General features: G+C 67.3%; 9 protein-coding genes. 5 read left to right on the top strand and 4 right to left on the bottom strand.

The window, feature by feature from the left end; genetic code table 11:
- Positions 1 to 72: 72 nt before the first annotated feature.
- The gene (locus tag Cte04_RS14650) at positions 73 to 1170 is read right to left on the bottom strand and encodes a YeiH family protein (RefSeq protein ID WP_066479461.1); all 1098 of its coding nucleotides are present in this window, start codon (positions 1168 to 1170) and stop codon (positions 73 to 75) included.
- Between the two features lie 135 nt (positions 1171 to 1305).
- Between Cte04_RS14650 and Cte04_RS14645 the strand changes: the two genes are divergently transcribed.
- Positions 1306 to 2220 carry a LysR family transcriptional regulator gene (locus Cte04_RS14645; RefSeq protein WP_066479454.1) on the top strand — a complete coding sequence of 305 codons (915 nt, stop codon included), beginning with the start codon at positions 1306 to 1308 and terminating at the stop codon, positions 2218 to 2220.
- Positions 2221 to 2227: 7 nt separating this feature from the next.
- The gene (locus tag Cte04_RS14640) at positions 2228 to 2446 is read left to right on the top strand and encodes a hypothetical protein (RefSeq protein WP_066479853.1); all 219 of its coding nucleotides are present in this window, start codon (positions 2228 to 2230) and stop codon (positions 2444 to 2446) included.
- 52 nt (positions 2447 to 2498) lie between these two features.
- Here Cte04_RS14640 and Cte04_RS14635 read toward each other — a convergent pair whose 3' ends face one another.
- The 3 genes from Cte04_RS14635 to Cte04_RS14625 form a co-directional block, all read right to left on the bottom strand.
- Positions 2499 to 2990, bottom strand: coding sequence for a CreA family protein (locus tag Cte04_RS14635; protein WP_245633392.1), 492 nt, complete (start codon positions 2988 to 2990; stop codon positions 2499 to 2501).
- Between the two features lie 5 nt (positions 2991 to 2995).
- A complete protein-coding gene (gene cphA, locus Cte04_RS14630; protein ID WP_066479446.1) occupies positions 2996 to 5584 on the bottom strand; it encodes a cyanophycin synthetase in 2589 nt (862 codons plus the stop codon).
- A gap of 67 nt (positions 5585 to 5651) precedes the next feature.
- The gene (locus Cte04_RS14625) at positions 5652 to 7835 is read right to left on the bottom strand and encodes a cyanophycin synthetase (protein ID WP_066479443.1); all 2184 of its coding nucleotides are present in this window, start codon (positions 7833 to 7835) and stop codon (positions 5652 to 5654) included.
- A gap of 232 nt (positions 7836 to 8067) precedes the next feature.
- Here Cte04_RS14625 and Cte04_RS14620 point away from each other — a divergent pair, with 232 nt between their 5' ends.
- The 3 genes from Cte04_RS14620 (at position 8068) to Cte04_RS14610 (ending at position 11529) form a co-directional block, all read left to right on the top strand.
- Positions 8068 to 10362 (top strand): cyanophycin metabolism-associated ABC transporter, encoded by a 2295-nt coding sequence (locus Cte04_RS14620; RefSeq protein ID WP_066479438.1) that lies wholly within the window; start codon positions 8068 to 8070, stop codon positions 10360 to 10362.
- Between the two features lie 3 nt (positions 10363 to 10365).
- Positions 10366 to 10878 (top strand): cyanophycin metabolism-associated DUF1854 family protein, encoded by a 513-nt coding sequence (locus Cte04_RS14615; RefSeq protein ID WP_066479435.1) that lies wholly within the window; start codon positions 10366 to 10368, stop codon positions 10876 to 10878.
- Positions 10879 to 11085: 207 nt separating this feature from the next.
- Complete coding sequence (locus tag Cte04_RS14610) at positions 11086 to 11529, top strand: hypothetical protein (protein WP_066479428.1); 444 nt, start codon at positions 11086 to 11088, stop codon at positions 11527 to 11529.
- Positions 11530 to 11631: the final 102 nt, after the last annotated feature.

The following is an 11631-nucleotide window of genomic DNA, read 5'->3' as shown; positions in this document are numbered from 1 at the left end:
AGGGTTTTGATGGATTTAGGCCTTGAAAATGCTATTCCACCAGCGTAGATAGCTTGCAAAACCATAGCGCATTCAGAACAGCGCAGGAATCCACAGATTCAAGGCCCAGCCCGCGACCAGCAGCCAGACGAAGAGCAGCGAGGCCAGCAGCAGCGGCCGGGTGCCCGCGGCGCGCACGGCGCCGATGTGGGTGGTCAGGCCCAGGGCTGCCATGGCCAGGGTGAGCAGCACGTTGTCCAGCTCCACGCCGGCGGCGACCAGGCCGTCGGGCAGCACGCCCAGCGAGTGGATGCCGGCCATCAGCACAAAGCCCAGCGCAAACCAGGGGATGGTGATCCGGCTGCCGCCGGCGCCGCCTTCACCACCCTGGCCGCGCTCGCTGCGGGCCAGCCACATGGACAGGAACAGCAGAAAGGGGGCCAGCATCATCACGCGCACCATCTTGGAGATCACGGCCACGTCGGCGGCCTGGCTGCCGACGGCTTCGCCGGCGGCCACCACCTGGGCCACCTCGTGCACCGTTGAGCCCACGTACAGGCCGTATTGCTGCAGGCCGATGTCGAACCAGCCGTGCTCGGCATTCCAGTGGAACAGCGCGGGGTAGAGAAAGGTGCCGATGGTGCCGAACACCACTACGGTGGCCACGGCCACGGCCACATCCTCGGCGCGGCCCTTGGCCACGGGCTCGGTCGCCAGCACGGCCGCCGCGCCGCAGATGGAACTGCCCGCGCCGATCAGCAAGGTGGTGCGCCGGTCCATGCCCAGCAGCTTCTGGCCTATCCACTGGGCCAGCAAAAAGGTGCTGGACAACACCAGCGCATCGATGAGCACGCCGGCCATGCCGACCTGGCCGATGTCCTGGAAGGTCAGGCGCAGGCCATAGAGGATGATGCCCGCGCGCAGCAGCCGGGCCTTGGCAAAGCCCACGCCGCTGCCGCAGCGGGCCGCCATGGCCGGGTAGACCGTATTGCCGATGACGAGGCCGATGACGATGGCCAGCGTCAGCGCGCTCAGGCCATGGGCAGCGACCGAGGGAAAGCGCGCGGCCCACAGGCCCAAGGCGGCAATGGCGCCTGCCAGCAGCAGGCCGGGCAGCATGCCCAGGGGCTTGTGCAGCCAGCCGGGCTGTGCGGCGGGCTGGGCGGTGGCGGAAATCGACGAGGTGTTCATGGTGTCTTGCAGCGCAGCGGCCTGCGGAAGCCAGGCTTTCTGCCGCGGTGAAGAGCACTTTAGATTTGTTGGTTATATTTGTATAACGAATAGTTTTTCTAACATCAATCGATAAAACAGGTTGAAGGGTCTCCCATGCTGCACCTCACGCTGCGTCAGCTCGAGATTTTCTGTGCCGTGGCCCAGACCGGCTCCACGGTGGCTGCGGCCCAGGCCGTGGCGCTGTCGCAATCGGCCACCAGCGCGGCGCTGCAGCAGCTGGAGCAGGCCTTGGGCGTGCAGCTGTTCGAGCGCGTGGGCAAGCGCCTGGCGCTCAACGATGCGGGCCGCACGCTGCTGCCCCAGGCGCTGGGCACGCTGGAGCAGGCGCGCAGCATAGAGCAGGCGTTCTCCGCCAGCGCGGCCGACCTGCCCGTGCACCTGCGCGTGGCGGCCAGCACCACCATCGGCACCTATGCCTTGCCCCAGGTGCTGGCGCGGCTGGCGCGCACCCATCCCAAGGTGCGCGTGGACCTGCAGATCGCCAACACGCGTGAAGTCGGCGAAGCCGTGCAGGCGCTGGAGGTGGACCTGGGCCTGATCGAGGGCAGCAGCCATTGGCCGGGCCTGGAGGTGGAACCCTGGCTGCGCGACGAGCTGGTGATGGTGGCTTCGCCCCGCCATGCGCTGGTGGCCCAGGCCGCGCACAAGCCGCTGGGCGTGGCGGCGCTGCGCAAGGCCGCCTGGCTGCTGCGCGAGCCGGGCTCGGGCACGCGCGAAATGGTCGAGCATGCGCTGCTGCCGCATCTGCACCAGATGCCGGCGTCGTCCACCATGGGCAGCTCCGAGGCCATTGCGCGCTGCGTGGCCCAGGGCCTGGGCATCAGCTGCCTGTCGCGGGTGCTGGTGCAGGCGCAGCTGGCCTCCGGCGAGCTGGTGATCCTGCCGACCGCGCTGCCGCGCATGTGGCGGCATTTCTCGCTGGTGCAGCGCGAGGGCAAGCGGCGCTCGCCCGCACTGCAGGCTTTTGTGCAGGCCTGCCATCAGTCCGTGCCGGAAGACGGTGCATGATGGCGGCATGAAGACCATTGACGAGATGCTGCACCTGGACCTGCTCACCAGCGAGCAGCACTTTCAGATCAGCCGCTGGATTGCGGCCGCCGAATCGCCCGAAGCCATTTTGCGGATGCCTGCGCCGCTCTGGCAGGCCGTGGAGCGCGCCAGCCAGGCCATGGGCGTGAACGAGGACCTGCTGCGGCCGCCGGCGCTGGATGCGGGCGGGATGGTGCCCGGGTGAACGGCCTGTGGCCGCGGCAGCCTGCGCCGCCATGGCGCAGGCTGCCGGGCCTTTATTTCTTCAGTGGAATCGGCGTGCCGCGCGGCACGGCAACGGCCGTCACGCTGTTTTGCGGCGAGCCTTCGATGACGCGGTCCGAATACGTCATGTAGACCAGCGTGTTGCGCTTTTCATCGACCATGCGGACCACGCGCAGGCGCTTGAACAGCAGCGAGGTGCGTTCGGTGAACACTTCCTCCTGCTGCGGCAGCGGCGCGGGGAACTGGATGTTGCCCGTGGCCTGGCAGGCGATCGACGCCTCGGAGCGGTCCTCGGCCAGGCCCAGCCCGCCCTTGATGCCGCCGGTCTTGGCGCGCGAGACATAGCAGGTCACGCCGGGCACCCGGGGATCGTCGTAAGCGTCGACCACGATCTTGTGGTCGGGGCCGATGAGCTTGAACACGGTATCGACCGAGCCAATGGTCTCGGCCCGGCCGGTGCCCAGCAAAAGCAGGGCACCCACGGCAGTGGCCAGCGCGGTCAGGGCGATGGACAGGCGTTTCATGGACTTCAAGCCGTGGCCGTTCCCACGCTGCCGCTCACATGCTTGCGCAGGTGCTCGAGCGCTTCTTCCACCTGGTCGACCAGCACCAGGCACAGGTCGCCGGGTTGCAGGCGCGCCAGGGCATGGTCGATGGCGATGAATTCGCCATGGATCTCGGTGGAATAGCTGGTGCGCGGCGCGCCTTCCAGGCCCTTTCTCAGCAGGGCCAGCACCTCGCCGTCCTCGCGGCCGCGCTGGCATGCGTCCTGGTAGAGGATCACATCGTCGAACACCTTGCCCAGGATCTGGGTCTGCTCGGTGATGTCCTGGTCACGGCGGTCGCCGGCGCCGCTGATGACCACGCTGCGGCGCTTGGCCGGCATGGCCTCCACGGCCTGGGACAGGGCGCGGATGGCGTCGGGGTTGTGGCCGTAGTCGGCAATCACCGTGGCGCCGCGGTAGTCCATGACGTTGAAGCGCGCCGGAGCGTTGTCGCTGTCGTTCATGAAGCCCGCCAGGCCGCGGCGGATGGTCTGCCAGGGCAGGCCGACCGCCCAGGCGGCACCGATGGAGGCCATGACGTTTTCCACCTGGAAGGTGATGGCGCCGCCGCGCGTGAGCGGAATCTCGCGCAGCGGGATGGACTCGCGCCAGGAGCCTTCGGCGGCCACGACGCTGTCGCCGTCCACATAGACCACGCGGTTGCCCTGGGCGCGGTGCGTGGCCATCACGGGGTGGTGGCGGTCGGCGGCAAAGAAGATCACCTTGCCGGGGCAGGCCGTGGCCATGGCGGCCACCAGCGGGTCGGCCGCATTGAGCACGGCGTAGCCGTCGGTGGCCACGTTCTGCACGATGACGCGCTTGAGCACGCCCACGTCTTCCTTGGTGGTGATGAAGTTCAGGCCCAGGTGGTCGCCTTCGCCCACGTTGGTGACCACGGCCACCTGGCAGCGGTCGAAGCCCAGGCCTTCGCGCAGGATGCCGCCGCGTGCGCATTCGAGCACGGCTGCGTCGGTCTCGGGATGGGCCAGGGCGTTGCGCGCACTCTTGGGGCCCGAGCAGTCGCCGCTGTCGATCTGGCGGCCGTTGACGTAGACGCCGTCGGTATTGGTCATGGCCGTGCGCCAGCCGTGCGAGGTGAAGAGGTGGGCGATCACGCGCGTGGTCGTGGTCTTGCCGTTGGTGCCGGTCACGGCCACCAGCGGAATGCGGCCGTCGTTGCCGGGCGCAAACAGCTCGTCCACCATGGGCACGCCCACGTTGCGCGGCCGGCCGAACGAAGGCGCCAGGTGCATGCGCAGGCCTGGAGCGGCATTCACTTCGACGATGCCGCCGTTCTGCTCCTCGAGCGGGCGCAGCATGGTCTCGCAGACCACGTCCACGCCGCAGATGTGCAGGCCTATGGTCTGGGCCGCCTCGATGGCGCGGGCCGCGATTTCGGGGTGCACGTCGTCGGTCACGTCGGTGGCGCTGCCGCCGGTGGACAGGTTGGCGTTGTTGCGCAGCACCACGCGCTGGCCCTGGGCCGGCACGGAGTCGGGCGTCAGGCCCTCGGAGGCAATGCGTGCGATGGCGATGTCGTCCAGGCGGATCTTGGTCAGCGCCGTGCCGTGGCCCGAGCCGCGGCGCGGGTCCTGGTTGACGATGTCCACCAGTTCACGGATGGTGTGCTTGCCGTCGCCCAGCACCTGGGGCGGCTCGCGGCGGGCCGCGGCCACGAGCTGGCCGCCGACCACCAGCAGGCGGAAGTCGTGGCCTGGCAGGAAGCGCTCGACCATGATTTCGTCGCCGAATTCGCTGGCGGTCTTGTAGGCGGCCTCCAGGCCTTCACGCGTGGTGATGTTGACCACCACGCCCTTGCCCTGGTTGCCGTCCTGGGGCTTGACCACCACGGGCAGGCCCACTTCCTGGGCCACGGCCCAGGCGTCTTCCACGTCGGTCACGGGGCGGCCCATGGGCACGGGCACGCCGGCCGCATGCAGCAGGCGCTTGGTCAGATCCTTGTCCTGCGCGATGGACTCGGCCACGGCGCTGGTGGAGTCCAGTTCGGCCGCCTGGATGCGCCGCGCCTTGGAGCCCCAGCCCAGCTGCACCAGCGAGCCGGACGTCAGGCGGCGGAACGGGATGCCGCGGGCGACGGCCGCTTCGACGATGGCGCCGGTCGAGGGGCCGATGCGCTCGTCCTCGTCAAGTTCGCGCAGCTGGGCAATGACCTTGCCGCTGTCGAAGGGCGTGTCGTTCAGCGCGGCCTGGATCAAGGCCTCGGCCTGCTCCATGGCCAGGCGGCCCACGGCTTCCTCGGTGTACTCGACCACGACCTGGAAAGTGCCGTGCTCCACGGTCTCGTGCGTGCGGCTGAAGGTGACCGGGCAGCCGGCCTGCGCCTGCAGCGACAGGGCGGCCACGGCCATCACATGGGCCAGGGACAGCTTCTGGTCGGCGCCGTGGGGCTGCAGCGTGCCGATGGTCGGGAAGCGCGCGCGCAGCTTGTCCTCGAACCCGGCAATGGCGGTGTAGAGCTGTTCGCTTTCCTCGCATTGCACGACGGCTTCGATGGCGGTGCTGCGGGTCCAGAGGTTGGGGCCACGCAAGGCTCGGATGCGGGTGATCTGCATAGTGGTTCTTTCAGATGGCCGCCCGGCGTCGGGCACGGGCGGTTGGCATTTCGTCGTGGGCGGCGTATCAGGCGTTGTATTCGAAGGTCTTGATGCCTGCGGCAATCAGATCGGGCGTGATATCCAGGGCCCAGGCCGTGGCGATGGCGGCGAGCAGGGCCGGCGTGTCGGGGCGCTTGCCGCCGGGCAGCGAAAGCGCCGCCAGCGTGCCCAGCACGCGTTCCTGGCCGCCCGAAGCCAGCACCACGTTCTGGCCCTTGACCAGCACGGCGCGGCCGCCGTCGTGGTTCTTCTCGGTGCTCTGGCGGTGCGCAGCGACCACGGCGTTGCCGGCATCGGCGCTGTAGAAGATCACCTCGCCGTCGCACAGCTCGGCCAGGTCGGCCACCTCGGGCAGGTCGGCATTGAGCACGCCGGCGCCTTCGTCCAGCACCACGTCGATCTGGGTGCGCAGCACGCGGCGCATCTTGGAGGGCTCGAGCACGTCGTGGTCGGCCAGCTCCTCGTAGCCGTCCATGTCGGTGACCACGCCGACCAGGCAGCGGTCGTAGGCCAGGCCTTCCTCGAGGATGGAGCGCGAAGTGGTCTGGATCACCGCGGCCTCGGCCAGGCGGTTGGTCAGCAGGCGGTGCGCCCCCGCCCAGTTGGCGGTGTTGGTCTTCTGCGTCTGGCGGTTGGCCAGGAACATGCCCTCGCTGCTGGCCACGCCCGTGAGCTTGCCCGACAGCTGCAGCAGCCAGCCCACCAGGCGCGAGATGAAGGCGTTCTCGCGTGTGCCGGCAATGCCGACGATGGGAATGCGGCCTGCGCCCGTGCCTTCCTCGGTGCGCGGGAACAGGTGGTCCACGATGGCCATGCCCACGGGGCGCGGCGCGCCGCTGGTGGGCTTGAGGTGCATCAGCAGGCCAGGGCCGGCATTGACTTCGAGGATGGCGCCCTGGCCCTTCATGGGCTGGGACACATCCTTGAGGATCATGTCCATGCCCGCGATGTCCAGGCCCACGATTTTGGCGGCCAGCGTGGCGTAGTAGGCCACGTCGGGGTGCACGTCGTCGGTGCAGTCGATGGCCATGTTGCCGTTGCGCTGCAGCAGGATGCTCTGGCCCTGGGCGATGACGGAGTCGGGCGTCACGTGCTGGCGGTTCAGTTCCAGCTTGACGGCGCCCGAGTCGAGATTGATCCAGTCCAGCGGGTATTCCTGCTCGGGGCCGCGGCGCGGGTCCTGGTTGAGCACTTCCACCAGCTCGCGCAGCGTGGACTTGCCATTGCCGTGCACGCTCACGGTCTCGCCCTTGGTGGCCGCGACCACCTTGCCGCCGACGACCAGGATGCGGTGCTCCACGCCGTCGATGAACTTCTCGACGATGACGTCCGAGCCCTCGGGCTGGGCCAGCGCGAAGGCAGCCTTGATGTCTTCTTCCTCGGACAGCTCCAGCGTCACACCGCGCGCGTGGTTGCCGTCCGAAGGCTTGACGGTGACGGGAAAGCCGATGTCCTGCGCCACTTCCCAGGCTTCCTCGGGCGAGTGCACGATCTGGCCCTCGGGCACGGGCACGCCGCAGGCGGCCAGCAGGCGCTTGGTGAAGTCCTTGTCCTGCGCAATGCCTTCGGCAATCGCGCTGGTCTGGTCGCTCTCGGCGGTCCAGATGCGGCGCTGCGCGGCACCGTAGCCCAGCTGCACGAGGTTGCCGTCGTTCAGGCGGATATGGGGAATGCGGCGCTCGCCGGCCGCATCGACGATGCAGCCCGTGCTGGGGCCCAGGTAGCGGTCGTTGATGGCCGTCTTGATGGCGTGGATGGCCTGCTTGAGATTGAAGGGCTCGTCGTTGATGGCGGCCATCAGCAGCTGGTGGCCCTGTTCCAGCGCCACGCGGGCCACGGCCTCCTCGGGGCAGCGGAACACCATGCGGTAGATGCCGCGCTTGGAGATCTCGCGCGTCTGGCCGAATTCGGCGGGCATGCCCGAGAGGTTGAGCAGCTCGATGATGACATGCTCGAGCACATGGCCCATCCAGGTGCCGCCCTCCAGCCGCTGGATGAAGCCGCCGCGCTCGCCGACGCCGCAGTGGTGCTCGATCAGGTCGGGCAGCCAGGTGGTCAGACGCTCGTTGAGGCCGGGAATCTTGTTGGACGGATAGTCTTCCAGCTCTCCCAGGTCCAGCCAGACTTCCAGCACGGGGCGGTAGGTCCAGACGCTGGGGCCACGCAGAAAAGTGGTGCGCAGGAGTTGGATGTCGTTGAATTTGGCCATGTCGTGGTCAGCGGGTAAGCGGATAGCGAAATGAGGGGCAGGCGTTTAGGCGCTGCGCAGGAGGGAAAGGCATTGTGCGCCCAGAATCATCATATTGTCGGGCTGTCAGCCTAAATGCAGGTTCGCGCGTTAACCAGGGTATATCGAGCGCACGGCCCTGCCGCGTTCGTCCTGCCTGGCGGCTGCCGCAAGGCCCAAGGAGCCGCCGGAGGCGGAAAGAAAATAACTCAACATGCAACATCACCATACTGTGGACGCTTCGGCCGTGTTTGCCGGTCCTTTGGGGGACGAACTGCGAGCCAGGCTCGCTCCCCAAGAAAACGTACTAGCTATCGTCCCGGTTGACCTGAGCGCGGATCTGCGCTTCGGAAACGGTCTGCTGGCACTGACCCAGGAGCGCCTGCTGGCCTGCGATCCGGTCGACCACCAATGGCGTGAGTGGCCGCTTGCTGTGGATCAGAGCCTGCGCCTGCAGGACCATGGCGGCGTGGGCAATCTGGAGCTGCACGACCACGACCGGCGCCTGGGCCTGTGGCATATCACGCTCACCCACCAGACCTCCATCGTGCTGCTGATGCAGCAGTTCGACCGCCAGCGCGAACGCATGGCGCGCGGCCAGGACTATGTGGACCAGGAAGACGAGGAAACCGCCCACTGCCCGGTCTGCCACACGGTGCTGCCGCCCGACACCGAGGAATGCCCGGCCTGCGCGCGCCAGCAGGGGCCTCAGACCTCGACCTGGGTGTTACTGCGGCTTTGGCGTTTTGCCAAACCTTACAAAAACCAGCTGCTGCTGGGCTTTCTGCTGACGCTGGCCACGACCGGCGCGCAACTCGTGGCTCCGTACCTGACCATCCCGCTGATGGACAAGATCCTGATTCCGTTCCAGAACGGCGAGAAGATCGACCCGGGCCTGGTGACCTTCTACCTGGGCGCGCTGCTGGGCTCGGCCCTGCTGGCCTGGGCGCTGGGCTGGGCGCGCACCTTCGTGCTGGCCAAGGTGTCCGAGCGCATCGGCGCCAACCTGCGCACCACCACCTACAACCACCTGCTGACGCTGTCGGTCGATTACTACGGCAGCAAGCGCACGGGCGACCTGATGGCGCGCATCGGCGCCGAAACCGACCGCATCAACCTCTTTCTGTCGCTCAACGCGCTGGATTTCGCCACCGACGTGCTGATGATCGTGATGACCTCGGTCATCCTGTTCTCGATCAACCCCTGGCTGGCGCTGGTGACGCTGGTGCCGCTGCCCTTCATCGCCTGGATGATCCATACCGTGCGCGACCGCCTGCGCACGGGCTTCGAGAAGATCGACCGCGTCTGGTCCGAGGTGACCAATGTGCTGGCCGACACCATTCCCGGCATCCGCGTGGTCAAGGCCTTCGCCCAGGAAAAGCGCGAATCCGACCGCTTTGCCGATGCCAACCAGGTCAACCTGCAGGCCAACGACAAGGTGAACAAGACCTGGTCGCTGTTCACCCCCACCGTCACGCTGCTGACCGAGATCGGCCTGCTCATCGTCTGGGGCTTCGGCATCTACCTGGTGGCCCACGAGAAGATCACCGTGGGTATCCTGACGGCCTTCATCGCCTACATCGGCCGCTTCTATACGCGGCTGGACTCCATGAGCCGCATCGTCTCGGTCACGCAGAAGGCCGCGGCCGGCGCCAAGCGCATCTTCGACATCCTCGACCACGTGAGCAACGTGCCCGAACCCGTCAATCCCGTGAAGCTGCCCCGGACCACGGGCGCCATCACCATGGAGGACGTGAGCTTCCGCTACGGCAGCCGCGCCGTCATCAAGCATCTGGACCTGCAGATCCGACCCGGCGAGATGATCGGCCTCGTGGGCCACAGCGGCTCGGGCAAGAGCACGCTGGTCAATCTGATCTGCCGCTTCTACGACGTCTCCGAGGGCTCGATACAGCTGGACGGCGTGGACGTGCGCCGCATGTCCGTGTCCGACTACCGCAGCAACATCGGCCTGGTGCTGCAGGAGCCCTTTCTGTTCTTCGGCACGATCGCCGAGAACATCGCCTACGGCAAGCCGGATGCGACGCGCGAGGAGATCGTGGCCGCGGCGCGCGCCGCCCATGCCCATGAATTCATCCTGCGCCTGCCGCACGGCTACGACTCGCTGGTGGGCGAGCGCGGCCAGGGCCTGTCGGGCGGCGAGCGACAGCGCATCTCGATCGCGCGGGCGCTGCTGATCGATCCGCGCATCCTGATCCTGGACGAGGCGACCTCGGCCGTGGACACCGAGACCGAGAAGGAGATCCAGAAGGCGCTGGACAACCTGGTGCAGGGGCGCACCACGATCGCGATCGCCCACCGCCTGTCCACGCTGCGCAAGGCGGACCGCCTCGTGGTCATGGACCGCGGCGAGATCGTCGAAGTCGGCCCGCACGACGAGCTGATGGCCCTCAAGGGCCACTACTGGCGCCTGTACGAGGCGCAGGCGCGCCGCGCCGAGGAAGACGCCCAGGCTGCGGGCCTGACCCTGCAAATGACGACCGAGGAATAAGCCATGCTGCACGACCCCCACGCTCCGAACCCCGCACCGCATTCCGGCGCGGCCGGCATGCGCCTGGAGCGCAACGCCCATGGCCGCCTGGTGCTGACCCTGGGCGACGGCACGCGCTTCGAATCCGTGGTGCCGGTGCGCGCCTTTCCCCTGGGCGCGCCCGAGGACGGCCTGTCCCTGGTCGCGGCCGACGGCAAGGAAGCACTGTGGATACCCCATATGGCCGACCTGGACCCGCAGGCGCGCCAGCTGATCGAGCAGGACCTGGCGGTGCGCGAATTCGTGCCGACCATCGAGCGCATCCTCAAGGTCTCGAGCTTTTCCACGCCCAGCACCTGGGACCTGCTGACCGACCGCGGGCCCACGCAGATGGTGCTCAAGGCCGAGGAGGACATCCGCAAGCTCTCGGGCCGCAGCAAGCTGCTGATCGCGGGCCAGGATGGCGTGCAGTTCAAGGTGCCGAATACAGCCGCCCTGGACAAGCACTCGCGCAAGCTGCTTGAACGCTTTCTCTGAGTCGCCGGAGATGCGCCGTTGAAAAACCTTGCTGCATTGCGGCAAGGTTTTTGTGTTTTCAGGCCCCGGAGCTTGCCGGGCAAGTGGCGGTTGCTATCAAATTATTTTGTGGGAAAGTGCTTCAGATTTCTCAAGGCCTGCCGATAACGAGGCGAGGGCGGGATTTCCACGCCCGTCTGCAGACAAACCACACAGAGGGGCCCAGCCATGCAAATTCCACCGGTCGACCGATCGCACGCCTCTTGGCGCACCCAGGGAGCAGACCTGTATTCCACGGGCGCGTCGGGAGCGGTCCCCGTGCGGCCCGTGCATGCCGCCAATGCCACCGAATCCGTCGACAAGATCGGCGAAGGGCGCAGCGTGCGCAGTCCCGAAAAGCCGTCGAATGCGGACCAGAAGAACCGTGACTGGACGCTGGCCGAGGAAGTCAAGCAAAAGGAAGAGGTGAAGGAGCCGCCCAAGGAGCCGATTTCCAAGATGCTGATCGAGCACCTTCAATCGCTGTGGCGTGCCAGCGCCCAGGCGGTGGAGCAGGCCCAGCAGGCCAGCCAGACCGAGGACCAGATGAACAACAAGCAGGGCGCGCGCAACGAGCCCTTGACCTATGCGGAACCCAGGGTCAAGCGCACGGGCGGCGACAGCGGCCGCTGAAGTTGCACGGCTGCTTCTGTATTGATAGCTTTCTGCGCCGGCCAGTCATCATTTCTGACAATCAACAAGGCTGAAGAGAAGGCTCACTGGGCGCCAGCAGCT

The organism is Comamonas terrae (assembly GCF_001544075.1).
GTDB classification, from domain to species: Bacteria; Pseudomonadota; Gammaproteobacteria; order Burkholderiales; family Burkholderiaceae_C; genus Comamonas; species Comamonas terrae.
Note: the sequence above shows the minus strand (reverse complement) of the source record. Positions and strands in the feature narration are given on the sequence as shown.